Annotated in this window: 25 protein-coding genes and 1 tRNA gene; all 26 read left to right on the top strand. The window is 41.0% G+C overall.

Annotated elements, in window-relative coordinates; translation table 11 throughout:
- Positions 1-2: 2 nt before the first annotated feature.
- The gene (locus NHH16_RS12695; RefSeq protein WP_262069982.1) at positions 3-533 is read left to right on the top strand and encodes a DUF4446 family protein; all 531 of its coding nucleotides are present in this window, start codon (positions 3-5) and stop codon (positions 531-533) included.
- Between the two features lie 8 nt (positions 534-541).
- Positions 542-1,828: a serine--tRNA ligase gene (gene serS, locus NHH16_RS12690; RefSeq protein ID WP_262069981.1), complete on the top strand. Its 1,287-nt coding sequence runs from the start codon at positions 542-544 to the stop codon at positions 1,826-1,828.
- 11 nt (positions 1,829-1,839) lie between these two features.
- On the top strand, positions 1,840-2,718 hold the full coding sequence (locus tag NHH16_RS12685) for a DUF3881 family protein (protein ID WP_262069980.1): 879 nt from the start codon (positions 1,840-1,842) through the stop codon (positions 2,716-2,718).
- A gap of 162 nt (positions 2,719-2,880) precedes the next feature.
- Positions 2,881-2,957, top strand: a tRNA-Arg gene (locus tag NHH16_RS12680).
- A 409-nt stretch (positions 2,958-3,366) separates the two neighbouring features.
- A complete protein-coding gene (locus NHH16_RS12675) occupies positions 3,367-4,188 on the top strand; it encodes a ParA family protein (RefSeq protein ID WP_262069979.1) in 822 nt (273 codons plus the stop codon).
- On the top strand, positions 4,145-5,077 hold the full coding sequence (locus NHH16_RS12670) for a ParB/RepB/Spo0J family partition protein (RefSeq protein ID WP_330643533.1): 933 nt from the start codon (positions 4,145-4,147) through the stop codon (positions 5,075-5,077). The genes NHH16_RS12675 and NHH16_RS12670 overlap by 44 nt, the downstream gene beginning before the upstream one ends.
- A gap of 5 nt (positions 5,078-5,082) precedes the next feature.
- A complete protein-coding gene (locus NHH16_RS12665) occupies positions 5,083-6,006 on the top strand; it encodes a replication initiator protein A (protein WP_262069977.1) in 924 nt (307 codons plus the stop codon).
- A gap of 78 nt (positions 6,007-6,084) precedes the next feature.
- Positions 6,085-6,768, top strand: a complete 684-nt coding sequence (locus NHH16_RS12660) for a hypothetical protein (RefSeq protein WP_262069976.1) — start codon at positions 6,085-6,087, stop codon at positions 6,766-6,768.
- A gap of 125 nt (positions 6,769-6,893) precedes the next feature.
- Positions 6,894-9,245: a VaFE repeat-containing surface-anchored protein gene (locus NHH16_RS12655; protein ID WP_262069975.1), complete on the top strand. Its 2,352-nt coding sequence runs from the start codon at positions 6,894-6,896 to the stop codon at positions 9,243-9,245.
- Positions 9,246-9,318: 73 nt separating this feature from the next.
- Positions 9,319-9,648 (top strand): hypothetical protein, encoded by a 330-nt coding sequence (locus NHH16_RS12650; protein WP_262069974.1) that lies wholly within the window; start codon positions 9,319-9,321, stop codon positions 9,646-9,648.
- 12 nt (positions 9,649-9,660) lie between these two features.
- A complete protein-coding gene (locus NHH16_RS12645) occupies positions 9,661-10,500 on the top strand; it encodes a hypothetical protein (RefSeq protein WP_262069973.1) in 840 nt (279 codons plus the stop codon).
- A 12-nt stretch (positions 10,501-10,512) separates the two neighbouring features.
- Complete coding sequence (locus NHH16_RS12640) at positions 10,513-10,917, top strand: PrgI family mobile element protein (protein WP_262069972.1); 405 nt, start codon at positions 10,513-10,515, stop codon at positions 10,915-10,917.
- The gene (locus NHH16_RS12635) at positions 10,898-13,432 is read left to right on the top strand and encodes a VirB4-like conjugal transfer ATPase, CD1110 family (protein ID WP_262069971.1); all 2,535 of its coding nucleotides are present in this window, start codon (positions 10,898-10,900) and stop codon (positions 13,430-13,432) included. Before NHH16_RS12640 ends, NHH16_RS12635 begins: the two co-directional genes overlap by 20 nt.
- The gene (locus NHH16_RS12630; RefSeq protein ID WP_262069970.1) at positions 13,432-14,946 is read left to right on the top strand and encodes a phage tail tip lysozyme; all 1,515 of its coding nucleotides are present in this window, start codon (positions 13,432-13,434) and stop codon (positions 14,944-14,946) included. Before NHH16_RS12635 ends, NHH16_RS12630 begins: the two co-directional genes overlap by 1 nt.
- 30 nt (positions 14,947-14,976) lie before the next feature.
- Positions 14,977-15,189, top strand: coding sequence for a hypothetical protein (locus tag NHH16_RS12625; RefSeq protein WP_262069969.1), 213 nt, complete (start codon positions 14,977-14,979; stop codon positions 15,187-15,189).
- The gene (locus NHH16_RS12620; RefSeq protein ID WP_262069968.1) at positions 15,183-15,392 is read left to right on the top strand and encodes a hypothetical protein; all 210 of its coding nucleotides are present in this window, start codon (positions 15,183-15,185) and stop codon (positions 15,390-15,392) included. Before NHH16_RS12625 ends, NHH16_RS12620 begins: the two co-directional genes overlap by 7 nt.
- Positions 15,389-15,883, top strand: coding sequence for a YhcB family protein (locus NHH16_RS12615; protein WP_262069967.1), 495 nt, complete (start codon positions 15,389-15,391; stop codon positions 15,881-15,883). The genes NHH16_RS12620 and NHH16_RS12615 overlap by 4 nt, the downstream gene beginning before the upstream one ends.
- Positions 15,884-16,005: 122 nt before the next feature.
- Positions 16,006-16,677 (top strand): hypothetical protein, encoded by a 672-nt coding sequence (locus NHH16_RS12610; RefSeq protein WP_262069966.1) that lies wholly within the window; start codon positions 16,006-16,008, stop codon positions 16,675-16,677.
- A 452-nt stretch (positions 16,678-17,129) separates the two neighbouring features.
- Entirely contained in the window at positions 17,130-17,309 is a 180-nt protein-coding gene (locus NHH16_RS12605) for a hypothetical protein (protein WP_262069965.1), read from the top strand.
- Positions 17,310-17,585: 276 nt separating this feature from the next.
- Positions 17,586-18,551, top strand: a complete 966-nt coding sequence (locus tag NHH16_RS12600) for an AAA family ATPase (protein ID WP_262069964.1) — start codon at positions 17,586-17,588, stop codon at positions 18,549-18,551.
- 3 nt (positions 18,552-18,554) lie between these two features.
- Entirely contained in the window at positions 18,555-21,053 is a 2,499-nt protein-coding gene (locus NHH16_RS12595; protein WP_262069963.1) for a S8 family peptidase, read from the top strand.
- 296 nt (positions 21,054-21,349) lie between these two features.
- A complete protein-coding gene (locus tag NHH16_RS12590; protein ID WP_262069962.1) occupies positions 21,350-22,648 on the top strand; it encodes a relaxase/mobilization nuclease domain-containing protein in 1,299 nt (432 codons plus the stop codon).
- 11 nt (positions 22,649-22,659) lie between these two features.
- Positions 22,660-22,896, top strand: a complete 237-nt coding sequence (locus NHH16_RS12585; RefSeq protein WP_262069961.1) for a hypothetical protein — start codon at positions 22,660-22,662, stop codon at positions 22,894-22,896.
- Entirely contained in the window at positions 22,893-23,798 is a 906-nt protein-coding gene (locus tag NHH16_RS12580; protein WP_262069960.1) for a hypothetical protein, read from the top strand. Before NHH16_RS12585 ends, NHH16_RS12580 begins: the two co-directional genes overlap by 4 nt.
- Positions 23,785-26,034: a VirD4-like conjugal transfer protein, CD1115 family gene (locus NHH16_RS12575; RefSeq protein WP_262069959.1), complete on the top strand. Its 2,250-nt coding sequence runs from the start codon at positions 23,785-23,787 to the stop codon at positions 26,032-26,034. Before NHH16_RS12580 ends, NHH16_RS12575 begins: the two co-directional genes overlap by 14 nt.
- 84 nt (positions 26,035-26,118) lie before the next feature.
- Positions 26,119-26,734, top strand: a 616-nt coding sequence (locus tag NHH16_RS12570) for a DUF5688 family protein (RefSeq protein ID WP_262069958.1), incomplete at its 3' end; no start/stop codon positions are given.

Below are 26,734 nucleotides of genomic sequence, written 5' to 3'. Positions count from 1 at the left end.
GTATGGAAAGTAAGATATTTAAGAACGTTGATCCTGGAATCCTATTCTTGATTCTTTTAGCAATAGTGGTTATACTCATAATCTACGTTCTACGATTACATATGAGCTTTAGACGTTTACGCCGGAGTTATTTGTTTTTTATGCGAGGTAACGATGGGAAAAACTTAGAGGAACTATTTAAGGCGAAGTTTAATGAGGTTGATACGATTGTCAAAGTGGTTAAACAAAATAAGCAGGATATTCGCACCCTGATGGTAAGAAATGCTAATAACTATCAGAAGCTAGGAATTATTAAGTACGATGCTTTTAATGAAATGGGTGGGAAGCTTAGTTTTGCCTTAGCAATGTTAGATGAAAAAGATAATGGCTGGATTATTAATGCTATGCATAGCCGGGAGGGCTGCTATACCTATATTAAGGAAATCGTTAAGGGCCGTAGTTATGCGGAATTGGCAGAAGAAGAGGCACAGGCCCTTGATAAGGCCATCTATAGTGTGAATTACGAAGCAAATACAGATAGTGAAGAAAAGTAGGAGGGAATATGTTAGACATCAAATTTGTAAGAGCGAATCCAGATGTGGTTCGGGAAAATATAAAGAAAAAATTTCAGGACCAAAAGCTTCCATTAGTAGATGAGGTTCTTGACCTTGATAAGCGCAATCGGGACATCAAGCAAGAAGTAGAAGCTCTTAGAGCCCAGAAAAATAAGATATCTAAGCAAATTGGGGCTTTAATGGCTCAGGGAAAGAAAGAAGAAGCCGAAGGCGTTAAGCAGGAAGTGGAAAAGAATGCGGCTACAGTTGAAGCCCTTTCAAACGAAGAACGGGAAGTGGAAGAAAAAATCAAGAAAATTATGATGACCCTGCCAAACATTATTGATGCTTCGGTTCCTATCGGTAAAGATGATAGCGAAAACGTAGAGCTAGAGCGCTTCGGTGAACCAGTGGTTCCAGATTTTGAGATTCCTTACCACACAGAAATCATGGAAAGCTTTGACGGTATTGATATTAAGAGTGCTGGAAAAGTGGCCGGTAACGGCTTCTATTACCTGATGGGTGATGTGGCTCGTTTGCAATCGGGAATTCTATCATATGCCAGAGACTTTATGATTGATAAAGGCTTTACTTATTGTATTCCACCATTTATGATTCGCAGCGAGGTAGTAACGGGTGTTATGAGCTTTGCTGAAATGGATGCGATGATGTATAAGATTGAAGGTGAAGACTTATATTTAATCGGGACCAGTGAGCATTCGATGATTGGTAAATACATCAATACGATGTTAGATGAAAGCGAACTGCCCCAGACCATGACGAGTTATTCACCTTGTTTTAGAAAAGAAAAAGGAGCTCACGGAATCGAAGAACGTGGGGTGTACCGGATTCACCAATTTGAAAAGCAAGAGATGATCGTGGTTTGTAAGCCCGAAGAGAGCATGAAGTGGTACGATAATCTGTGGAATAATACAGTAGAATTTTTCCGGACTTTAGATATTCCTGTGAGAACACTGGAATGCTGTTCTGGAGACTTAGCGGATTTAAAAGTGAAATCAGTAGACGTTGAGGCTTGGTCGCCGAGACAACAAAAATACTTTGAAGTGGGAAGCTGTTCTAATCTTGGGGATGCCCAAGCAAGACGGTTAGGAATTCGGGTAAAAGCGGAGAATGGTGACAAATATTTTGCCCATACTCTCAACAATACCGTTGTCGCTCCGCCGAGAATGCTAATTGCCTTTTTAGAGAACAATTTGCAAGCGGATGGCAGTGTCCTTATACCAGAAGCCTTACGTCCTTATATGGGCGGATTAGAGCGTCTTACCAGGAAATAGAAAGGGAGCGCATGCATAAATACTTACGTGCCGTCGGTTTTGGTCATTTAAAAGGCAAAAGCGAACTGGACCATATTCTAGGGCGTCTGGAATGGGATTATTCATCCCATGAACTAGTGGGTGTGGAGACAGACTGGGATCTGTGTGAATTTCGCCGGGATTTTGGGCCTGGTATCGGTGTGGCCTTAAATGGCTATATGGATATGGAAGAGTTATTTACGAGAGAGTACTACTACCCGTATTTTTACGGAACGGGAATTACCTCCTATTCTGAAATAACGGTAGAGCGGCGAATTGAAAAGGAAGACTACGTAGGCATCTGCGAAGATCCGAAAGTAGATATTAGCCTTATTTTTAAGCTACAGAACTCTATTGAATACATTAGGGAGCGGCAAAAAGGCAAGAAGACGATTAAATACACTTCGGTCACCCTATCGGGACTGTGTAATGAAGGCACGATTCTCTTGCCAATTATGAAAAGCGAGAAGCAAAAGAAGAAACAAGGTGAGGATACGAAGAATCGGATGACCCTACTTCACGAAGCCAGAGGCGGTGACGTTCAGGCGATGGAAAGCTTAACGCTAGATGATATCGACATCTACGCGAAGGTCTCTAGACGCTTAATCACTGAGGATATCTTGAGTATTGTGGATACGTATATTATGCCCTACGGTGTGGAGTGCGATGTCTATAGTATTATGGGAGAAATCCGCGACCTGAGACTAGTAGAAAATGAGAAAAGCCACGAGAAAATCTATATTATGAGCTTAGATGTGAATAACTTAAATTTCGATATCTGCGTGCCTGAAAAAGGTGTTACCGGCAAGCCCGAAGTGGGACGAAGATTTAAGGGAAACATCTGGCTTCAAGGACATATTCATTTTCGGTAGTTTACAAAAAGCAAAAAAGCCAATATAATAATAGTCGGTTCTAAAATGAACCGACATAAGTTCCCTTAGTAAAATGGATATTACGGATCCCTCCTAAGGCTTTGTTGTAACAGAGAACTCGGGAGCCGAGTTGTTAGTTAATTTCATAAAAATTGTATATAAGTCCATGTAGCTCAGCTGGATAGAGCACACGCCTCCTAAGCGTGGGGTCGGAGGTTCAAATCCTCTCATGGACGCCAGAAAAGTATGCCGAAAGCCTTATAAACAAAGGGTTTTCGGCTTTTTTTATTTCAGAGAACAATATTGGGAAAAGCAAAATTTTATCTCGAATAAAAAACTTTTTTGATGAAAAATGAGAAAATCCAAAAGCAAGAAATTTGAGCAATTCTTGCTAATCGATTAGCAAGAAAAAGACGATTTCTGCTAATCAAAATGCTCTCCTGCTAATCGGAGAAAAAAAACGGAAAAATTCTTGCTAATTAGCGTTATTCTATGTTCCTAGTTCCAATTTTGTCGGAAGTGTTGAAAGCGTTAGGGAATTAGACCAATTTAGCACGGATAATGTAATAAAAAGATAAAATGTTAACGGGCACTTTTCATTAAGTTGGAAGGTGCTTTTTTTGTGCCTATTTGGCGGAAAGGAGATATATGGATAACTGTAAGATTATTGCCATCGCCAACCAAAAAGGTGGCGTTGGCAAAACAACCACAACGATTAGTTTAGGAGTTGGCTTGGCTCAAAGAGGACGGAGGGTTTTATTAGTGGATGCAGATCCCCAAGGCGATCTCACAACAAGCTTAGGTTGTAATGATAGCGACTTAATCGATATCACGCTAGCGACCTACATGGAAGCAACAATAAGAGATATGCCAGTACCCAGCGATGGTATAGTCCACCACTATGAAGGGGTGGATGTGATTCCTGCAAACCTAGAGCTGGCAACGACAGAGATGTCATTAGTTAATGCCATGAGTCGAGAATTTACATTGAGAAGTTGCTTAGAGCCGTTAAAAGGTGAATACGATTATATTTTAATTGATTGTATGCCGAGTCTAGGTATGATTACCATCAATGCTTTAGCAGCTGTCGACAGTGTAATTATTCCGGTGCAGGCTCACTATTTGCCAGCTAAAGGAATGACGCAGCTGATTAGTACCATTAACAAGGTAAAGCGCCAGATAAACCCGGGGTTGCAGATAGACGGTGCACTTTTAACTTTAGCTGATATGCGAACCAATTTATCCAGAGAAACGGAAACTACTCTTCGAGAAAACTATGGTGATCATATTCGCATTTATAACACAGTCATACCAGTAGGTATAAGTGCAGCAGAGACATCAGCTCTTGGGAAAAGTATTTTCTTACATGAACCAAACAGTAAAGTTGCTAAGGCGTATGAATCATTTGTAGAGGAGGTGATAAGTGGTGGCAAAAAAAGAAATCAAACTCGCACTCCCTACTGTCGATGATCTGTTTACCACCCAAGAGGAGCGAGACCAAAAGACGAAGGAGCAGATTATAGAAATACCTGTTGATAAAATCAGTGACTTTCCTAATCATCCGTTTAAGGTGCGTTTGGATAAGGAAATGCAAGATATGATCGATAGTATCGAGCAGTATGGCATACTTGTTCCGGCAATTGTTAGAGAAAAAGAAGATGGCTCCTTTGAGATGATTTCTGGTCATAGGCGTAAATTTGCAGCCATAGAGGCTGGGCTTTCGGATATTCCCTGTATTAAGAAAGAGCTTACCGATGACGAAGCGGTTATTATCATGGTTGATGCCAATATTCAGAGAGAGAACATTCTCCCATCGGAAAAAGCTTTTGCTTTTAAGATGAGGTTGGAGGCGATGAAGCGGCAAGGGAAAAGAGTGGATTTAACTTGTGCACCAGTGGAGCATAAGTTGGCGGGAAAGAAGTCTAGAGACATTATTGCAGAAGAAGTTGGAGAAAGTCGAGAACAGATTCGTAGGTATATCCGCTTAACGAATTTAGCACCTGACATATTGAATTTAGTAGACGAGGGCAGAATCGCCTTCCGTCCGGCGGTAGAAGTATCCTACCTTTCCGAACAAGAGCAAGCGATTCTCTATGACAATATTATTCTTGAGGAGAAAACGCCCTCACTATCTCAGGCTGTAAAGATGAAGAAGTTGTCAAAACAGGGAGAGCTAGATGATGAAGCTATCTTTAAAATTATTATTGAGGATAAGGCAAACCAGAAGGAACAATTTAAGATTCCTAAAGAGAAAATAGGCCGATATTTTCCAGAGGGAACAACCAAGGAAGTTATCCAGGACACGATCATTAAAGCCTTGGAATATTATCAAAACCGGACGAAAGAGAGAACGAGGTGATGGGAATGACAAACATGATCCGTGATGGGCCAGTGATATTTGATTATTTTTACGGGATGGAGGCGGACCAGTTCAGCTTCTTTAGAATACCCAAGTGCTTATTTACTGAACCAGAAATGGAAGGGGTATCAACAGAGGCAAAGCTGATTTATGGCGTGTTATTGGACCGAATGCAATTATCTGTGCAAAATAAATGGCTAGATAAGCATAACCGTGTGTATATAATCTATCCGGTTGATGAACTAATGAATATGCTAAAGTTCTCCAGACAGAAGGTGACAAAATACATGGCAGAGCTTGATGTGAAATCAGGGGTGGGTCTAATTGAAAAGAAACGCCTAGGTCAGGGGAAAGCCAATATTATTTATGTGAAAAACTTTATTCCCTATGAGCGAAGAAGACAAGTAGAAGGCTCTTTGACAAAGCAGGATATCCAGAAATTCCCATTTGGAATTTCTAAAGATTCCGAGGTGGAACTTCTAGAAGTTCCGATATGGAACGGTAATAATACTGAATATAATGAGACTGAAAAGAGTAACAATCAATCTATCCTAAAAGACGTATGTAGTAGGGAAGGGATTGATGAGATGAGAAAGATAGTTCACGAAAATATCGAATATGATATTTTGCTAACGCGGTCAGATCCTACTAGCGTTGAGGAAGTCGTAGAGTTAATCCTAGAGGTTCTTTGTGAGCAAGGAGCCATGATTGGAGTTGGCCAAAAAGATTATCCAGCAGCATTGGTAAAAGGCCAGTTTATGAAGTTGAGATTTTCCCATATTCTCTATGTGCTCAATTGCCTTAAAAACACCACAACGAAGATCTATAACATCAAAAGCTATCTCCTTACGGCATTGTTTAACGCTCCCAAGACGATGAATCATTACTATCAGCAACAAGCAAATTTTGACCTTTACGGAAATTCCTAGATGGGCGGCGATTTGCACCTTTTACAAAAAGTGATGGGCTATGGTATATATAAAGAAAAGGAAAAGGGGGACAGAGAGATGTTATATTCAAAACGGTACTGGCGCCCAGGCTTGATATTAAAATTATTGTTCGTGCTTCTGTTTTTGCTTATCTTGGGGATTCAGGCATTTTCAAAAGAGGAAATTGTGTATACAGAGGTAAAACCACAGGTTGTAGGAAGCACAGCTGATAAGGCAGAAGTGAAGAGGGCGCTACAAGGAGAGCAAGAAAAAGCAAAAAGCATGAGCAAGGACGAAATATCGGCGAAGCAGAGTGCAAATACAGAGAAGGATGCGAGCCTAGAGGTAACCAAGGTAGATGCTGAGACTTTGCAGTCGCCAGTGAAAGCGATAACATTAGCGGCGAATAAACAAGGAGAGAGCACTTCCACAAACCAAGAAATCCAATCGGAAAGGCGTTGGATTGAAAGTCAAACGAAGATAAGAGAGAGACCAACGATTGTCCAGGAAGCTAGAACTGAGGTAATTACCGCAGAGTATCGCACGGAATACTTTATGGCATGCAGTGTGTGTCATGTAGAACTTACCAATGATAATGTTAATCCTCACACAGAAGCTCATATGTTAGCTGGCGAAGGGGGCGGTAGCTATCAGTCTTCGAGAAATGTGCTGGTGAGGGAGGAACAAGTGATACATCATGAAGCGGTATGGGGAACAAAAACGGAAGAGTATATGGAGCTCGGTTACTGGGAATATTATTAGTTTGAAAGTGAAAGGCGGTTATAGTTAACTAAGAAATTATATTGTGACGTTCAAAGAGATAAAAGCATAATGATAAAGGGCAGGTAAAGCACCTGTCTTTTTTAATGCAAAGAAAGGAAAAATATATGAATAAAAGAAAGTTACATCGTGTCATTGCAAGTATCATTGCAGTGATTTTTTTATGTTCGCCGGTAATCATTCAGGCGCAAATGAAAAGCACATCTGTATCAGATGAGCAGAAAACTCAGCTTATGAAGGAGCTAGCAGCTTCTATTGGTGAAGAGAGAAAGGAGGTAGAAAAGCCCAGTGAAGAGAGATTAGGGTTATCAGAAACCAAGAATAGAGCTAGGCTGTTGCGATCAGAAACGATAAATCATGTAGTTGGCCGCACAATCTTTTATGAGAGCTGGTTCACTAATTACTTTACAGCTGGCGACCGAGTTGCCTATTGCCTGCAACCGGCTGTAGTGACCCCGCCTACAGGTGCTTATGGCATAAGTCGCTACGTCCCTAACAACAGCCGCTATGCAAAGGGACTTTATTACTTATATGGGGGACCAGGATATCAGATTTGGTATCAAAGCTTTGGGGCAATCGGAGCAAGTGGCGCTGGTTATAACGAGGATTCAGAATACACCATGACTCACGTGATGCTCTCTTATATTTACGATCCTAGCGGTTCGGCCTTTGTAGGCTTAAGCCAGGATCTAATCAATGCTTTGATTCATCAAGTAGGGCTTTTAGATCAGTTACCCGACGCACCGTGGACATTTAAAGCTTTTATCTATAACGAAGGCGGCGGAGCCGGACAGGTTATGGGAGGCTCCTCTTATACTCCAAATGGAAAGGTAAAGATTAAGAAGGTATCGGCAAACCCAGAGATAACAGAAGGTAACGGCTGCTATACCTTTGAAGGAGCCGAGTTTACGCTCTTTAAAGCAGGCACCAATGAAGTTGTGGGGACACTTATTGCTGATGCTGCCGGAAACACCGGTGAGCTAGAGGTCCTAGAAGGTGATTATCAGATTCAGGAGACGAAGAGTCCCAAGGGCTATTTAGCAAAAGCAGATAGGGTGTCTGTCACCGTTACGCGGGAAAAGACCGTTACGGTAGAAATAGAAAATGTTCCAGGTAGTGACCCGATAGGGGTGCTACTAGGAAAGATAGATGCAGAAACCAATAAAAATAAACCGCAAGGGACGGCTAAGCTTATTGACGGTGAGTTTACGGTAAAGTACTACGATGTCCTTCTAGATGAGGCGGAAAAGGATGTAGACCCGGCAACGAAAGGCTATGAACCTAAGCGCACGTGGGTGTTTAAAACAAATGAAAATGGCTTTGCTAACCTCCACGGTGCTTATCAAATCGGTGGGGATAATCTCTACCTAAGTAACGGCATGCCGACAGTTCCTTTTGGTACGTTAACGGTACAGGAAACAAAAGCGCCTCTTGGTTATCTACTAAAGGATAAATCAGGTAAGGTTCCAGGAGTTCACGTAAGACGAATTATTCCTGATGAACAGGGGAGACCAGTGTACGAATACAATGTGCCCTTACAAGGAGATCAAGTTATTAGGGGTGATTTAAAAGGACTCAAAGTATCTGATGGAGAGCAGAAGCGACTAGCGTGTGTGCCATTTCGGATAACCTCTGTAACTACCAAGGAAAGCCATGTGGTAGTGACGGATAAGAACGGAGAGTTTAACACCTCATCTGCATGGAATCCTCACTCGAATTACACCAACCGGGGCGAAGAGCCAACCGATGGTATCTGGTTTGGCGAGCTTACCACTCTAGACGATAAAAAAGGAGCATTAATCTACGACACTTACCTTGTAGAAGAGCTACCTTGCGAGGCCAATGAAGACAAGGTTCTCATAGAGCCCTTTGAGATTACCATTAGTAGAGACTTAACGACGATAGAGCTAGGAACCATCACTAATGATATTAAGGCTACTATAACCATTGGTACCAAGGCCAGAGATAAGAAGACAGGAACGCAGGAAGCAATAGCTGAGAAAGAAATGATTTTTGAGGATGAAGTTCGTTATGAGGGATTAAATCCAGAACTAGAGTATGAACTAAGAGGAATCTTAATGGATAAGGAGACCGAGAAACCGCTTCTAATTAACGGCGAAGAGGTAAGGGCGACCAAGACTTTTAGGAGCAAATTTTCAGATGGTGCAGAGGTTATGACTTTTACATTTGATGGAAGCGAACTTGGCGGAAAGGATATTGTGGTCTTTGAAGAGCTGTACTTAGATGGAGAGCTAATTGCAAGCCATGCGGATATTGAAGATAAGGGCCAAACAATTAAGATAAAGGAACAGGAACAACCAGAGGTACCAGAAAAACCAGCGAACCCACCGCAAGAGGTGGTACAGACAGGAGATGCTTCAAATATTATCTTACTAGTGCTTTTTGCCATTATTAGTGCAATCGCTGTTATCGTTATCTTAAAAAAGAAAAAGAAATAGTAGAGGAGGGGGCTTTACGCCCCTCCGTGTAAGGTCATCAGATGGTGGCTTTTTTGATTGGAGGAAATTAGTAATGAAGAGAAATAAACATAAGAAACTGGGAAAGAAAACCAAAAGAATAGTAGCGGTGATGGAAGTAATAATGCTTTCTTTCATCATGAGCATCCCTTGCTTTGCCGCGATTGATGTAGGCGCAATTACAAAGCCGATTGATGTTATTAAGACAGTGCTCATTGCAGTTGTGGTAGGAATCGGCACCATTGTCCTTATCTTAGGAGTAGTAGATTTAGTAACCAGCTGGGGGGACCATAACACCGGAGGGTTAAAGACCGCCGCCTTTAAGATTGCTGCCGGTGGTCTGCTAGTAGGCATATCAACTTTACTCGCACTAATGGGGTATTAAGGAGGCTAGTAAATGACCCATATCCAAAACTTAATCAACGGTCACATACTCTATCAATTAGGATGTGATGTCTGGAATGCCTTTGTGGATATCTCTTTAGCTTTTCTGGTAAAAACCCCAGAAGAGATAGACGCGAACCTATGGACAGTAGTAATGGACAATATATACCCGCTTTTTCTAGCAGTTGGCTCAGCCCTAGTAGTAACTTTTTTCTTTTTAGGACTATATAGAGATGTAAGTGACTACCGCCAGGTTATTCAGTTAGAAAGTTTGATTCTTATCCTAATTCGTCTAGGTATTTGCCAGGCGGTTATTGTAGGGCTAAAGCCGTTTATTATGGCCATGTTTCAGTCTGGTCAGGCGCTCTCAAGGATGATAATCAATCGTATGGGTTTTGCGACAGGAAGCGCCTATGGTCATTTGCAGGCATCTTCTGAGTATCTACAAAGCGGAAGTCTAATGTTTGCAGGTACCATTATCGGCATCCTGTTTTTTATAGCCGCCTTAACCTGCGGAGCTTCCATCTGCTTATCCGTGTTTCAGCGGATTGTTAAGATTGTCTTCGCAGCACCTACGGGAGCTTTAGCCATTGCGACGATTGCCGGTGGGAGAGAGCTATCTAGGACGGCTAGTAGTTGGCTCCAGGAGTTTTTAGCAGTAATCCTAGAAGCATCCTTTATGATCCTTGCCATTGGGATTTGCGTTCCTATCATGGCGATTCCACTGTTTCCAGGTTCAGGAGTAGTAGATACCTTGATGTCTATTATTGAACCAGCGTTTAAGATGGTGCTAATGAGCAGTGCGGTAAGAGGCTCTGGCGCCATATTTAGAAAGTTCTTAGGGATGCATTAACGGAGGTAGCAAATGAAAATTGAAATAAATCGCGATTTTGAACAATATAAAGATGACTTCTTTAGAGGCCTTAATAAGCGGGAAACGATAAGCTTAGGGCTATTACTAGTTTTAAATCTAGGAGGTGTCCTTAGCTGTCTATTCCTCTTTGAGATTCCTGTCCTGCTGGGGATATACATTATCCTACCCCTAGATGTATTTGTAGGACTTATCGGTTTTTTTCCAGCCAGGCGTATGGGCGTGGGTTTTATTGAAATAGCAAAAAGGAGTTGGCGATTAAAGTTTACGCCAACCATTCAGTACGCTTCTAGAGAGTTTTCGCAGGAAAAGGATATTCGCTATGAGGGGCTGATAGAACCAAAAAAGAAAAGATTCAGGAAAAGAGGAGATAAATATAATGGGAAAGCGGACATTTAAAAGTTATAAAAAGTGTAGTGTGCCGGTGTATCAGATTAGGAAGAACGAATACCCAAAAGATACCGGCTTTTACATACCGATTGCGAAGATTTCTGAAAACGGTGTGTTTCAGATAGAACCTGATAAAAAAGAGGGGATGATTTTTGATAAGATGTATCGTTTTACAGATATCAACTTTGATTTAGAAGATGATGAGGGCAAGCGAAGAGTGTTGCAGGTCTGGATGGAGATTCTTAGAGGTATGAAGGTCGCCTTTAAAGTGATGGTAGCTGGGACTGAGCGCTCAGATGAAGCCATTAAAAAGGAGAGCCAGTTAAACCCCTTTCATGAAGGCGTGATCTACACGCTAACCAACGAGGCGCTAAACGAAGTGATCGGGAAAAAGCGAAAGCTAGGAAATAACCGCATCGATTACCAGTACTATCTAGTGCTCTCTTGTGTAAAACAAAGCATGGAAGAGGCAGTACTATTTTTTAATAACCTTGAAACTAGTATTACGCCTTATTTTTATCAGCTAGAGAGTGAGCTTATATCCATTGATGGGGTGAGTCGTTTGCGAATACTACATGGTATTTACCGGGCGACAGAAGACGAGCGTTTTCCCGTCACGTGGGAAAAGCTAGGGAGAGAGCGAGAGTATTTTAGGCACTTACTAGCGCCCCTGACCATGAACATTGAGAAGAAACAGCTACGCCTAGATGAGCGTTATGGCTGCGTGCTCTTAGCAAGAGAATACCCCGAAGCACTTCCCGGCGGTTTTCTAACGAAGTTTGTAAAAGGCTTAGGCTTTCCCGTGATTGCTACCATGGATTTTTCGCCGCTTAGTAAGTCTGATACAAAGGAAATGCTAAGCAGGAAACTGATGAATATAGAGGGTAGTATTGACCGCCAGCAACAACAAAATAATCAAAGAGGCGCCTTTTTAACAGATCCAAGCTGGGATAAGCGTCAGCAAAAACAAGAAATATCCGATGAATTAGAGAACGCCCATCTAAATGATGAGGTGTATTTTTATACCTCTTTGCTGGTATATGTTGAGGCTGGGAGTCAAGAAGCATTAGATAGCCGAGTAGAGCGAGTAAAACAACAAGCAGCGATGGAAGATGTGGAGCTAGAGGTTCTAAGAGGGCAACAAGTAGAAGCCTTTCAGACGATGCTTCCAACGGCAGCAAGACTGGTACCGGTGCTTCGTCCCATGAAGGTAAGTAGTATAACGGCCTTTTGTCCCTATCACGTGGCAGAATTAAATGACAGGGGGAAAGGAGCCGCGTTCTATGGGATTAATCAAGGCTCCAAAACTCTAATCTTTGCCAATAAGAAAAACCTAAAGAACGGTAATGGCTTTATCTATGCTCCACCAGGGAGCGGCAAGTCCTTTTTTGTCAAACTAGAAATCGTACAAGTGCTTAACTACACCTACGATGATGTCTTGGTGCTTGACCCGGCCAATGAATATTTTGATATCTGCGAATTTTATGGCGGACAGGTGATTAACTTTAGTAACCGTACAGAAACGCATATCAATCCGCTATGGATACCAGAAGACGTTTACCTAGACGATACCCTGCGTGAAGGTTTTATCTCGGATAAGGGAGTGTTTATGCAGCGTCTTTTTCCCTATATCAAAAAGAAAAGCCTAGAGGGAAATGAAGCCACTTATATCGACCGCTCTGTACGTCGCTTATACGAAGAGGTCTTTCGTAGCTTTGACGAGCAAGGAATTACGACAGAACCGACTTTTCTTGAGTACCAAAGATTTTTAGCAGAGGAACCAAGGGGGAAGGCTGGGGACATCCTAGATGCCTTCGAGCTATATGTAAGTGGCTCGTCTAATGTCTTTGCCCATAAAAGCAACGTAGATATCAATAGCCGGATGGTTGTCTTTGGTATTAGGGACTTAGGAGAAACCCTAAAGAAGCCTTCTATGATGATTATCACTGAACTAATGACTACCAGACTTACCTATAACAAAAAGAATCATAAGGCAACGAGAGTCTACGGGGATGAACTACACGTAGTCTTTGATGATCCAGAGTTTGCCCTTGCCTGGGAAAAGCTATGGAAGGTGGCCAGAAAGGATGGCGGGATTACCACGGGAATAACCCAGAACATCAGCGACTCCATTATGAGCAAGCAGGCCAAAACCATGGTGGCTAACTCCGATGTAATCGGAATTCTTTCTCTGTCAAAAACAGATCGGCAAGATTTACCAGAGATTATTGACTTAACCGACACCGAAATGCAATATGTGGACGCTAAGCATAAAGGGATGGGGCTAATGAAGTTTGGCAATACGAAAGTGATTTTTGATGCTCGTATTGACCCGGACAATATCCTCTACTGGCTCTTTACTACCGATCCTAAAGAAAGTCGTCAAAAACAAAAGCGCATGCAGGAGCTAAAAGAGTTAATTGCCAGAAAAGAAGAGGAGCATCGCCTAAAAGAGGAGGAAGAGCTAGAAAGGATGGAGAGAAACGGAGAAGCCAGTATCGCCAAATTACGAGAGGTGCTTTGATGAAGTTATTTGAAGAACAGCGCTTTAATGCTAATAAGGGAAAAGGAAAGAAAACCCAAACAGAGGAAAGCTTCCAGAAGCTACTTTTTGGCCAAACAGGCTACCGGCCTCAAAGATACTTAAACAAGAAGGAGAGACGTCAGTGGAACCGCCTAAGCCCCCAGCAGAAACAACACTACTTAGAGAAAGCCACAGAGAACTACCTAGGCGAGAGGCGCCAGAAGTCAGAAATGGTACTAGCAGGAAATAAGAAAGCAGGTAAAGAATTATCCAAAGAGAATACTAGCACTGTTTCGCAAACAACAAGCAGCTTCTCTGGTGCCGAGGCAAAGATTACTAGATCGGCCACGAAGCTAGCTACTATGGATAGCAGAAAGAAAGAGCACCGAAAAGAACGAGGTAGAGAAGAAGTTATTGAAAGAATGATGGCTGATGACTTCAAAAAGGCAGTAAGTGCAGGAGGCAGTCTAGGAGAGGGTGTGGCAATGGTGGCTGGTCCAAAAGCTAGCCTAGCCGTGGCCGCGGTGGTGCCGATACTACTGGCAGTGCTAGTAGTGGTGATGCTATCTGCTAGTCTTCTTTTGATGGTGATTGCTAGTGCTAGTCAAAGTGACGGCGGTAAAAAGCTAGTGGAGGTAGCTTTAGCCCAGGAGAAGGAAGGAGATCAAAGAGGTGGAGATAAGTACTGGTCCTGGTTTGGGTTTAAGAGCCGAGAAGAGTGGTGTGCCTGCTTTGTAAGCTGGTGTGCTGACCAGTGCGATTATATAGAGAATGACATTTTCCCTAAGAGCGCTTCGGTAGCTCAGTATCGTAGTTGGTATGATAAGCGTAATCTTTATATGAAAAAGGATAGCTACACACCAAAAGCCGGCGACCTGATTATCTTTGAAAACGGAATGAGTCACATTGGTATCGTCCAGTACGTAAAAGGCAATCAAGTAATTACTATCGAAGGCAACACCGGTGATATCGTCGCGACGAGAACCTACCCTTTGTCTTATGGTGGCATTTCAGGATATTGCGTACCGAATTATCCTGAAGAATTAAGCGACTTTGAGGGAAATACCAACGAGGAGATTACTTGGAACTTTTTAAGAGGGAAAGGTTTTAGTCCAGAAAGTGCCGCCGGGATTATGGGAAACTTACGGCAAGAATCAGGTCTAGACCCTAAGTGCTATCAGCACGGCGGCGGACCAGGTAGAGGGATTGCGCAGTGGACAGTAGGTTCGAATCGCTTTCAGAATCTAGAAAGTCGTGCCGCGAGTATGGGTACTACTTGGGATACGATAGAGCCTCAGCTAGAGCACTTGTATTTTGAACTAAATGGCGGCGAAGCCACAACCGTATTTATTCTAAATCGGGACTACGGGGGACTAGTAGGACTTAAGTCCATGACGGATGTAAATCAGGCGACACTAGCTTTCGAGAAGGCCTTTGAAAGAGCGGGCATACCAGCTATGGAAAACAGATATAAATACGACAACGAGTATTATAACCGTTATAAGAACCAGTAAAAAGAACAGGTTTAACAAGGAGGTGAGCTTATGGGCAAACTTTTATTTCCCTATGTTGTCTACGAGGTTCTAACCTTTGAGGTAGATATAGGGGTTGCGGAGAACCCAAGGTATCGTATGATTGCTGGGTTTCTAGAGAAACGTAATGCTGACCGCTTTATGCGGCAGGTAGTAAATAAGGATAAGATTCAGGTGAAAATGATGGATTATAGTGGAAGGAAAGTGGGTGAGGAAGAGTGTTAGAAAATAGCTTGCCATATCTTGTGTATAAAGAACATACTGCGGGCATAGATCTGGGGATTACTAGGGAAGCACATATGGAACTGCTGGCGGCCTTTAAGAGTAAAGAGGCCGCGGATGATTATGTGGAGGAACTAAAAGCCAGAAAGATAAGGGCTCATGTGGCAGAGCAAAGGGTTAAAGAGATAGGAGAGCGATGCCGATGAAAGAATGGGAGATTCAAAGAAAGAAGAAACGATTTATTTTAAAGATCTTAGCCGGCGCGATTATTGTCACCTTACTATTTGGTCTTATTATTGGAGCAATGATAGGTCGTATAAAAAGCAATCAGGCTAAGAGGCAAGAAGAGCAACAAGAACAGAAAGTTAGAATCGAAGAGCTACATGAGTATCCTGTAGAGGTAGATAAACAAGAGGTTATGGAAGTAGGTTATAAAGGCTTAAGTCTTTTGTCTTTCCTAGAAAGTAGTGACAGCCGGGAAGAATTTAAAAGTGAGCTTGAAAGGTATATCCAGCTAGCAGACTATTACGGCGAGTATACAAAAGTTAGCATAGAGGGCAAGGATATCTACGACAAGGTGATTAAAGCACACAGGTTTTATCTGCGCATAGACAATGAGGAACAATCCAGAATAGAAGGGCTTTATGATGAGGAGACGAAGGAGTATGTCTTTGGTTATTATGAGGGAGCGGAATAGTAAATTGAATTAGAAGTCACGGAAAATAGGATTAATAACAAGAGGAAGAGGTGCGCTACTATTTGTAGAATGGCAGTAGGAATGATATTATATTTTGGAGAAAAAATATGAGGAGGGATAGAGTGATAAAAAAAATCTTGTTTTGGGTTGGGATTATCATAGTGTCATTGTTTGCGGTTCCATTATTTATTAACTGGTTGTTCATAATACCAGCACCACATCCTCTATTAAGAGCCGAATGGGAAGCGGGAAGTGCATTAGAATTTTATGGTTCTATTATTGGCGGAGCTGTAACATTTGGAGCATTAGCAGTTACATTAAAATATGAGGCCAGAAGGAACGGAGAGGAAAGGCGATTAAGCGTATTGCCAATATTATCAGTTAGCACAGATTTATCATACCTTGACTCAGAATATCTTATGAACGCAATGATTGATTTTGATTTTAAAAGCTCGAAGACATTAGGGGATTATAAAGAATTGCCATTATCCTTACCATTGCTAATGAAGAATGATGGGTTGGGAATTGCTAGAAATATTGAAGTTTCACTAATGGAAAGAAGTGTACAAATAGAAAGTTCAAATTACGATAGAAGGGGGAGAGTTCAGCAAATAGCTAAAGATGACCAGAGCCTATATGCTTTGAGTTTGCTTAAATCTAAACCAGGAAAAGAATTTGATATATACATAGAATATGATGATATTTTATCGAATCGATATCGAAAAATTATTGAAGTCAAACAGGGATTAAATGGATTTGATTTAAATGAATCACAGATGGAATTCAGAATATAATCAGTAGATATGATGGTGTACCTCAAGATGTAGATACAAGGAAGGCCTGTTATCATGTTATATGAATATTGAAGTTTGTGGAGATTATCAAGGAAAAATTGAGACGAGCTCGCTCTGGGGGTATTAGGGGAACTCCCCTAGCAAGATGCATTTGTATTACATAATGCGTATCTTGTTTAAATCTATTCTGTTTTACTTAGGTCAAGCGCTTCATTTGCTTGAGGCGAGCATAACAAGTTAGGGCGCAAAGAATTTATCATTGAGAGAAGAAGGAGGAAAAGCCAATTTATCATAAAATGAATCGGAAAAAAAAGAGTATTGTATTTCGACTAGATGAGGCTACGTACGAATTGCTCAAACATAGATCTCAAAAGTATGGTAATATAAGTGAGTATATTCGGCATTTGATATGTCAAAATAGGCAAACTTCGTTGTCAAGAGAAGATAAAGAAGTGTTGCAGAAAATACGGTATGAGTTAAGAGCAATAATAATCAGATTGGATCGGCATTTGCAAACTTGTGAGCCGGAATTAGAGCGTCTATTTGCGATGGATGGGCAGTTACTAATAGTTATTAGATTGCTAGAGAGCCAGATTATCAATATTATCCAACATAACGAAGACAGAATCTAGAAAGAATTAACAAAGTTCTTAATATTATATGACTATGATGTAATGCAAGTTGTCATATTGTTTTTTCAAGGTTTATGGTGCAAAATCTTAAATATGTAATGTTAACAGTATGTTTTATAAAAAGAGTTTTGCCAATGATAAAAGAGAAAAATATATGAATGTAAAGCAGAGAAATGGTTAGCATACAATATGCGGAGAAGCGCACATTCATTGACTTTCTTTGGCATAATAGATATAATTAAGTTTACAAATAAGTGGTGTAAGGAGGTGGTTTAAGTGGCTACAGCAGATCAGCTTAAAAGTTTAATTAAAGCACACAACGATAATGACAATGAGAAATTTAAAACAGTAGTATTGCAAATCGCTGCATATGAGGCAAAGTTAAACCATGATTCCTTTGCACGCGAGTTGAAAAAACTTGCTGATAAAACAGGTAGCAAAAAGGCAAACATTTTTAATTTTAATCAGCAACTAGCAAACCCAATGTTGGAGATGTCTTTTCCAAATGATCGACTAGAAGATTTGATTGTATCTGACGATATCAGAGAGCGGATTCAAAGAATTTTAAATGAGTATAAAAATAGAAATAAGTTGAAAAGCTATGGCATGAGCAACCGGCGGAAAATTCTCATTGAGGGAAAACCGGGGACAGGAAAAACTTTTACAGCTTCTATAATAGCATCTGAAACAAGGTTGCCTCTTTATATTGTTCAAATGGATAAACTAGTAACAAAATTCATGGGTGAAACTAGTACAAAATTAAGACAGATATTTGATTCGGTAGAAAATTCCGTAGGGGTTTATCTGTTTGATGAATTTGATGCAATTGGTGCTGATAGAAGTCTGGATAATGAGGTGGGAGAAATGCGAAGAATTTTGAATTCATTTCTCCAATTTATAGAACAAGATTCGTCGGATAGTATTATTGTTGCAGCTACAAATAATCAGAAGCTACTTGATCAAGCATTATTTAGGCGTTTTGATGATGTGCTGCATTATCCTATGCCAACGGAAAGTGAAGTTAAACATTTATATGAATATAAAATTGCATCTTTTCAGAGTACTTTTGCTCCGTCTAAAAAATTGGTTGAAAAATCGATAGTATTAAGTCATGCTGAGATAATTAGGGTATGTGAAGATGCTATTAAGGAATCAATACTGGATAATTGTGAAATTACGCAGTCTAAATTGTTGAGTTTGGTAGAAGAAAGGTTAAGAATATATAACAAGAAGGAGGCATAGTGATTGACAGTCGAAAAAAGGAATATTTTTCTAAATAATACAAATGTATCGATTCCCTATGTTTCTAGATCGGCGGTAATAGGAGCGAATTACCCTAAGCGAGATAACACTAAGGCACATGGTGCATTTATTACAAGGAGCCTAAAGGCTTGTTATGAGCGATCAGATGTTCAAAAGCAGGCAGCAGCTATACGGTATAAAGAAGGCGTTTACCTTGAATTTTCGGGCGCAGCCAAACATGACATGGCTATAAAGAGCTTGGAAAATAGAATTCAAGGGATACGTCTTTTAAATGTAAAACTAGATGATGAAAAGGAAATAGTTAAGGCGACAGTATATATTCCAGCAGGAAAAGAAGCATTTTTTCTGGATAAAGCTGGAGCATATTTAACTGAAGTTAATAAGAAGAGTGGTAAGCCTAAGAATAATGACCTGATTAGCAGTATTGAGAATATAAGACTTGCTATGTTGGACTCCTTTTGGATTGGTTTGGAAGCGGATATTCCAGAATTGGAGCCGTGCTGGTGTGAGGTATGGATTCGTTATGATATTTCAACTCGAAAAGATAAAGTTATTTCATCAATGGAGGATGCACGAGCAAGTTTAGTAAAATGTTGCGAGCTTTTGGACATAGAGAGGGACGAGAAAGAGCTTCACTTTCCAGAAAGAATAGTTTTTTTGATAAGGGCGAATAAAACGCAACTTACGAATTTGATTAGTACTTGTGAATATATAGCAGAATTTCGCAGGGCACCAGAACCAACAGATTTCTTTAATGAATTACAGACGGCTGAACAGAGGGAGTGGGTAGAAGAACTTGCAAAAAGGACACATTATTCAGATAGTAATACATCTATATGTTTGCTAGATACAGGACTAAATGGGGGACATCCACTTCTTGCTCCGGCGATAAAAGATTCAGACACTGTACAGAGCGTCATTCAATCATGGGGAAGTGATGATCATTATGGACATGGAACAGAAATGGCCGGGATAGCACTATATAATGATTTGAAAGAGACACTGGTTGATGGATCGGACGTAAATATAAATCATAAAATTGAATCTGTAAAGATTTTGCCACCTCATGGAGAAAATCCAATTAAATTATATGGTGCAATAACTGAGCAAGCCGTTGCCGTTGCGGAACTGTCAAACCCACATGTAGAAAGAACTATATGTATGGCGGTAACATCACCATACTATAATACTGGAGATGGGAGTCCAACATCGTGGTCAGCAGCTATAGACAATATAACATCAGGTGCTAATGAAAATGGACAAAAGAGGCTGTTTATCATTAGTGGTGGCAATGTTTGTCCTAATGAATTAGAAAGTCTTGAATATCCAGAAGCGAGCATTGTTCATGGAATAGAAAACCCAGGACAGGCTTGGAATGCAATAACGGTTGGAGCCATGACAAATGATATAAATATTATAGGGTCCAGTTATAAAGGGTTCTATCCTGTTGCAGACGTGGGGGAATTAGCGCCGTATAGTTCTACCTCTATATCATGGAATAGTAAATGGCCAATTAAGCCAGAGATATTGTTAGATGGCGGTAATATGGCTACAAATGGTGTGGACTACACGGAGTGTGAAGATTTATCGTTGTTAACTACAGGTGATAATCATTTAACACGACCTTTTTCAACTATCTGGGGTACAAGTTCGGCAGCAGCTCAGGCATCATGGATGGCGGCGCAGATTTATGCCGAGTATCCTAATATATGGCCTGAAACAGTCAGAGCCTTGCTAGTCCATTCGGCGAGTTGGACAGAAAAAATGTATAAACAGTTTTGTAAAGAAGATACTAAGACAAAAGGACGTAGACAATTGTTGAGAGCATGTGGATATGGGGTTCCCAATTTGTCTAAGGCGATACAGTGTGTGAGTAATTCGGTGAATTTAGTAATTCAAGGGACATTACAACCGTTTACAAAAGACAGTATGAATGAAATGGATTTACACACAATTCCATGGCCAAGAGAGGTTCTTGAATCTTTGGGTGAAGTAAAGGCTATTATTAAAGTTACACTTTCTTATTTCGTGGAGCCGGGACCAGGTGAAGTGGGGTGGAAGGATAAATATAGATACCCTTCATGTGGGTTACGCTTTGATGTTATTAATTCTAATGAAAATGAGGAGGACTTTAAAAAGCGTATTAATGTCAAGATGCGTGGCGATGATAAAAAAGATAGCGGTGACGGAAGTAGTAGAGATTGGTATTTGGGCGTGCAAAATCGTGATGTTGGTTCAATACATTCTGACTTTTGTGAAGATTTAGCGGTAAATCTATGTGATGCAAATATGATTGCTGTATATCCTGTTATTGGTTGGTGGCGTGAACGATCGTATCTCAATAAGTACAAAGAAAAAATACGATATTCATTAGTGGTTTCTATCGAGACTCCAAATGTTGAGACAGACTTATATACATCAGTTATCACTAAAATAGAGACACGAACAACGCCTACAATGGAAATAGAAATTCCCTATTAATTAAGGACAACAGAATTTTATAAATTGTTTTACATAGCCGTTCCTATTAAGGAGCGGCTATTAACTTGTTCCAAAAGGAGGAAAACTAATGCCATAAGGCAATGTAGTAGCCTTACGTAATTGGAAGGGGTCAGCAAATCAAAGCAGTAGTTAATATAGGAACAGACATAGATGATTAGGTGAGAATTTCATATTTAGGTACTATCTGTTAGGGCCAAGATGCAAATTGTATAGAAGTCTTAGTATTATATTATACTCGTGGTTTATAATCGAAACTCATGACATGGAGGTGACATATGGCAATCATCAAACTAGACCACCTTAAAGAAGGAAAAGGTCGAAACCCATCCGCCGGTCTCTATGGTGCCATTCTCTACATCTTGGATATGCAGCCGGGACACAATGGCGAAAAGACCAAAGGCGGATTACTCATCGGCGGCAACGCGGGAATCACCGCTGATGAAATTTATGAATTAATGATAGAAACAAAAGAATTTTATGGAAAGAACTGGGGCAGAGTGGCTTATCACTTTGTCCTTTCTTTTCCTCCAGGAGAAGTAACGGCGGAAGAAGCTCATGAGCTAACGGGCCAGTTTGTAGACCGTTACATTGGCGATCGTTACGATGTAGTCTTTACCACTCATGACGACCAGGAGCACAAGCATAGCCATATCCTATTTAACAGCCTTTCTAGGAATGGCTATAAATACCATTATAAAGCCGGCGACTGGGAAAAGGATATTCTGCCGATTCTTAATGATATCTGTATCGCGAACGGTTTAAGTTACATTACTCTTCAAGATAAAGAGGGACGATTAAATAGGCGCACTACGGGAAAAGAAAAGTGGCAGAAGAAACAAGGACATAAGAGTTGGGATAATTTAATCCGCCAAAACCTTCAAGAGGCGATGCAGGCAGCAGGGGATTATAATGAGTTTTTAAAGATATTAAGGGATAATGGCTACCAAATCCGGGAAGGAAATAGTAGCCGGTATGGTCCCTACTTTTCTATCCAGTGTGAAGGAATGGGGAAAGCTAGACGGAACTACCGGTTAGGTGCAGGCTACAGCGTAGAGGATATAAAGAAGCAAATTGCTGACAAGGAATTATTAAAGGATATTGAAGAGATGCTCTCGGACGTTACTACGTACCGGGAGCTTTTGCATTCCCGGTATTATCGAAAGCGTATGCCAAGGTTAGCGAGCTACTATTACCGAAAGTGCATCTTTTTATGTACATGGAATAATCGTCTCTTTGCTACCTACCCAAAGATAAAGCCTTGGAAGTACCGGCAGGACATAAAGGAACTGGATAAGCACATGGACAGTCTGCAATTAACTGATAAATATAAAATCCAAACACTAGAGCAACTTATACAGCTAAAGGAAAGCTTTGAATTAAAAAAGAAAATGCTGAATGCAGATTGCCGGCAGCTTAAGAAGAAAGGAGGTGAGGAGCAAAGGAAAGAGCGCCTGCAAAAATTAAAAGAAGTGAGAAAGGAGCTTCGGACCATCCAGTTTATTAGTGACACCTACTCGGTAAGCGAAGAAAGTCTATTTAAGGAGTGGAAGGTGGAAAAGGAACTTGTTAGGTGAAAGGAGAAGTTATGGCAACAACGAAAGAATTAGAAGATTTAATCAGAAGGATACAAGACAGAATTGTATATATGGAGAAGTTTATTGAGGAACGAGGGCTCACTTCGGAGTACATAAAATACGTAGAAGAGCTCTCGGCAAAGAAAGAAGCACTTAGGGATCAGGTAAAAGAAGTAGAAAGGGCAACGAAAAGAGAAAAGGATATTGAGTTACCGAATCGCAACTTCCGCCAGGGAATTAGCCTATGATAGAAGTGAAAACGGAAGCCGGACGGTTTCTTAAAACTAAGGGTAACCTTTTTAAAGGAAAGTCTGAGGAAGAGCGAGAAGCTATTAAACGAGAAATCCGTACCGGTTTTGAGCACGGGCTAAGTGAAGAGCAGATATTACTTTATGCTACCAGTGACTATAGCTCGTTGCAGATGCAGGCAATTCGTGTAGCCATCGAAGAAGGGATTCCTAAGCCTTATATTCTAGAAAAGATTGCCTTAAAAAGTAAAAGCCCGGAAGCCATGCTAGAAGCTAAGATTCAATATTTTAACAGTAAGGCAGGTGTTAAAAATCCAGAGGTTGTTAATGGTGCTTATATCCAGAAGATTCATGCCCAATTATCCCTTTTAGAAACCAGAATCGAGACCCAGCAGAACTTCTTCGACCAGATATCCCAGCGGTTGGAGATAGAGAATACTCAGTTAAAAGAAGAGCTGCAAGTTGTCGCTACTGAGAATAAATCCTTGAAAGAGCAGCTATTAGTCAGTGACCGGCAAAAGGGAGAGGAGAGCCTAAAAGTACAGGACTATGAAAGAAAATGTAATCATTTAAAAGAACAGCTAAGCGCGTTGGAGTCCAGAAACCAAGTCCTTGAAAGAGCAAGGGAGGATACGCCCAGAAGAAAGCGGCAGAGCCTTTCCTTTCACAGGAAGCGGGAGTCCATCCCGGATTGGTTTTTAGAGGTTCTAGTAAACCCAAGATTTTCCTTAGAGCAGATTGGCATCTTGACGGAAGCTTATCAAGCCGGACTAAAAAGGAGCATTTTATTAAAGCTAGCTAGTCCAGAGATGGAAGTTCGTCGCATGGAACAAGTTATGAGAATGTTCATGAAAGGAGGTGATATTAAAGGGGAAGGGAGTGAGATAAATGCCACCAAGTAAACGACAAAAGATAGGCTGGGGGATTAGCTGGGGAATTATTTTACTACTATTTTTTTATGTTGCCTATTGTCTATCGGGGTTATTTATCGTTCCTGGTGTGAATTTAAGCACCTACGATAGGATAGCCCTGCATGTATTAACTCACCCACTGGAACGGCTATACTGGAACGATAAAAGCGGGTACTGCATACTGGTGGCAGTATTTATCTGGTTTCTAGTAGCGATTTGGCACTATACCACCCTTCATGATTTGCGCATTGGAGAAGAGCACGGCACCAGTAAGTGGGGGAGTATAAAGAAAATAAATCGAAGTTTGGCAAGTCTTGTGACTTGTCATTTTTTGTGCTTTTCCTACAAAAGACCAGGAGAAGAAAATCGTGTCCTCTCGGAGGCCTTAAGAGTCTCTTATGATACTAGACACACAAAACTAAATAATAACCTGCTAGTTATCGGTGGTTCAGGTTCTGGCAAAACCGCCTATGTGGTAATTCCCAACCTGTTAACGAATTATGGAAGTAACGTGTATACAGATCCCAAGGGAACTTTAGCAGAAGAGTGTGGGAACTATCTTATGGCCATAGGACGCCGGGTGCTATCGCTAAATCTTGTGGAGATGAACAAGTCTTGTCGGTATAATCCTTTTCGATATTTAAGGAAGGCCAGTGACGTGAATAAGTTAGTAACCAATCTAATGGCCAATACTACCCAGGAGAATGCTAATCATTCAGACCCATTTTGGGAAAAAGCTGAAAAAATGTACCTTTCTAGCATCTTTTTTTATGTGTGGACGGAGTGTCCACGAAAAGAACAACGACGCCTAGAAAACGGAGTCATTGAAGATGTGTATCTAGAGAAAACCTTCCGTAGCGTTCTTCACTTACTAGACGAAGCGAGGGTACACCATGATCCCGAGGTTAAGTCGCCCCTTGACGTGCGAATGAACAAACTAGCCAGAGAAAAGGGGGAGAACCATCCCGCAGTTCGTAGTTACAGACGTTGTATTAGAGGTGCTGGGGACACTGTTCGCAGTATTATCGTGTCCGCTAATGCAAGATTTGATCCCTTTGATAATGAAGAACTATTGCGGATTCTTGATGGGGATGATATTGATTTGCCGTCACTAGCAGCAGGGCTTCACGGAAACACCGACATTAAGACAAGTCTGTTTTGCTGCATCCCAGACGATGACGATACCTATAACTTTATCCCTGGGCTTCTTTATACCCAGCTCTTTCAAGAGCTCTACCGGCAAGCTAGGCTAAATGGGGGCAAGTGTCCAATACCGGTGGGCCTGTGGTTAGACGAGTTTGCCAATATCAAGATGCCCGCCGCCTTTGAAAAGATTCTAGCCACTTGCCGGAGCCGGGACATCTATTGTGCCATTCTCTTACAATCCTTAGCTCAGCTGAAGGTGGCGTACCGAGAAGATAAGTGGGAAGGTGTGTACGGGAACTGCGATACGGTGGTTTTTTTAGGTGGCAACGAGCCCTCCTCCCATAAGCATATGAGCGAACAGGCAGGTGAAAAGACCATTGAGAAAAGAAGCCAAGGAGAAAGTAAAGGCGGCCATGGATCAAGTAATGCTAACTACGATGTGATGGGTCGACGGTTAATCTTACCAGAAGAAGTATCTATGCTTAAAGACGAGTGCCTGGTTCGGATAAAAGGAGAGTATTCCGTCAAGGACAAAAAGTGGGACTACTATGGCAAACATAAAAAGATACGAGAAAAGGTTATGTCCTTTGGTAAGTATAATCAAGATGTTTGGATTGAGCGGGAAGATAACCGTTTAGTAACAAAGGAGCTATACGAAGGCTTCACGCCCCTAAATGATAAGAGTCGAGAGTATTACGAGGCTTGTAAACGGGACGGAGAAAAGTTAGAGATTTATCAGATGAGCAGAGCGTCATTTCTAAGTTTTGATTTTTCAAAGAGTAAAAGTGAGACAGAAGCTCAGATGCTTCTGTTTTTAAAATCCGCATACGAGGAAAAAGGTAAAAAGAAACCCATAGAAAAAGCAGAGCAAAGAAAGATATCAGGTATAGCTAGTGCTGAGGAGTTGTTGGAGTATGTTATAAGTGGTGCTTTTAATCAAGAGCAGATGGAAGTGTTAAGCGAGATTACTTTGAAAGACGTACCTTTAAAGCAACTAAAAAGAATTGCAAGGCCAGAGCTGCCGGCCGAGAATATGCGCTTTGCCCTAAATTTAATCACAAAGATGGAGGAAGTCAAATGATAATGTTGGAAATTGACAGCAAAAAGAAACAAACGAACTTGGAAACCTATTACCAGAGACTAAAGCAGGAAGGAGGAAAGAAGCATGTTTAATCAGTTTGCGAAAGATATTGAGGAAGAGTTAAGGGACTATATTGCGGACCACGGCATAACAGCAACTGTTCATTTAAATAATGTTTTGAAAAGAAACGATGTTAGTCGCCAAGGAGTAATAATTCGAGACGCGCAAAGCGAGATTGCACCTGTCATCTACTTAGACCCCTACTTTGATGATTACCAAAAAGGGAAAGATATAGAATCTATTGTAAAGGAGTTGATTCAAATCTACGAAACCAATAAAGACGCCCAGAAAAAGTTAAACATCAGTAATATTCATGAGTTCGAGAAGGTTAAGAATAATCTAGGCCTAGGAGTTGTAAACGCTACAAAAAGTCTGGAAATGTTAAGTGACATTCCTTACCGAGGAATGGAAGACTTAGCAGCCTATTGCACTTTAATTATAAGCGACAGAAACGATAATTACGGACAGATTAAAGTCACAAATTCTCTACTAGAAAAATGGGGTGTAGGCTTTGATGAAGTATATAATATCGCGCTTCAAAATAACCACGCTCATAACACTTTCTGTCTTTACAATATGGAAGATATTATGTCGGAGATGCTAAATCATACAACGCCGGAAAATATGCTAGGCCGAAAAC

It is taken from the genome of Ohessyouella blattaphilus, from assembly GCF_024721265.1.
In the GTDB taxonomy this organism is placed as follows: domain Bacteria; phylum Bacillota; class Clostridia; order Lachnospirales; family Lachnospiraceae; genus Aequitasia; species Aequitasia blattaphilus_A.
Note: the sequence above shows the minus strand (reverse complement) of the source record. Positions and strands in the feature narration are given on the sequence as shown.

What these genes read in the sequence shown, in the direction of transcription:
- serS (WP_262069981.1), top strand. Translation starts at nt 542, where the DNA reads ATGTTAGACATCAAATTTGTAAGAGCGAATCCAGATGTGGTTCGGGAA.
- NHH16_RS12650 (WP_262069974.1), top strand. Translation starts at nt 9,319, where the DNA reads ATGAAGAGAAATAAACATAAGAAACTGGGAAAGAAAACCAAAAGAATA.
- NHH16_RS12660 (WP_262069976.1), top strand. Translation starts at nt 6,085, where the DNA reads ATGTTATATTCAAAACGGTACTGGCGCCCAGGCTTGATATTAAAATTA.
- NHH16_RS12580 (WP_262069960.1), top strand. Translation starts at nt 22,893, where the DNA reads ATGATAGAAGTGAAAACGGAAGCCGGACGGTTTCTTAAAACTAAGGGT.
- NHH16_RS12615 (WP_262069967.1), top strand. Translation starts at nt 15,389, where the DNA reads ATGAAAGAATGGGAGATTCAAAGAAAGAAGAAACGATTTATTTTAAAG.
- NHH16_RS12645 (WP_262069973.1), top strand. Translation starts at nt 9,661, where the DNA reads ATGACCCATATCCAAAACTTAATCAACGGTCACATACTCTATCAATTA.
- NHH16_RS12635 (WP_262069971.1), top strand. Translation starts at nt 10,898, where the DNA reads ATGGGAAAGCGGACATTTAAAAGTTATAAAAAGTGTAGTGTGCCGGTG.
- NHH16_RS12665 (WP_262069977.1), top strand. Translation starts at nt 5,083, where the DNA reads ATGACAAACATGATCCGTGATGGGCCAGTGATATTTGATTATTTTTAC.
- NHH16_RS12655 (WP_262069975.1), top strand. Translation starts at nt 6,894, where the DNA reads ATGAATAAAAGAAAGTTACATCGTGTCATTGCAAGTATCATTGCAGTG.
- NHH16_RS12625 (WP_262069969.1), top strand. Translation starts at nt 14,977, where the DNA reads ATGGGCAAACTTTTATTTCCCTATGTTGTCTACGAGGTTCTAACCTTT.
- NHH16_RS12585 (WP_262069961.1), top strand. Translation starts at nt 22,660, where the DNA reads ATGGCAACAACGAAAGAATTAGAAGATTTAATCAGAAGGATACAAGAC.
- NHH16_RS12590 (WP_262069962.1), top strand. Translation starts at nt 21,350, where the DNA reads ATGGCAATCATCAAACTAGACCACCTTAAAGAAGGAAAAGGTCGAAAC.
- NHH16_RS12575 (WP_262069959.1), top strand. Translation starts at nt 23,785, where the DNA reads ATGCCACCAAGTAAACGACAAAAGATAGGCTGGGGGATTAGCTGGGGA.
- NHH16_RS12685 (WP_262069980.1), top strand. Translation starts at nt 1,840, where the DNA reads ATGCATAAATACTTACGTGCCGTCGGTTTTGGTCATTTAAAAGGCAAA.
- NHH16_RS12675 (WP_262069979.1), top strand. Translation starts at nt 3,367, where the DNA reads ATGGATAACTGTAAGATTATTGCCATCGCCAACCAAAAAGGTGGCGTT.
- NHH16_RS12630 (WP_262069970.1), top strand. Translation starts at nt 13,432, where the DNA reads ATGAAGTTATTTGAAGAACAGCGCTTTAATGCTAATAAGGGAAAAGGA.
- NHH16_RS12695 (WP_262069982.1), top strand. Translation starts at nt 3, where the DNA reads ATGGAAAGTAAGATATTTAAGAACGTTGATCCTGGAATCCTATTCTTG.
- NHH16_RS12640 (WP_262069972.1), top strand. Translation starts at nt 10,513, where the DNA reads ATGAAAATTGAAATAAATCGCGATTTTGAACAATATAAAGATGACTTC.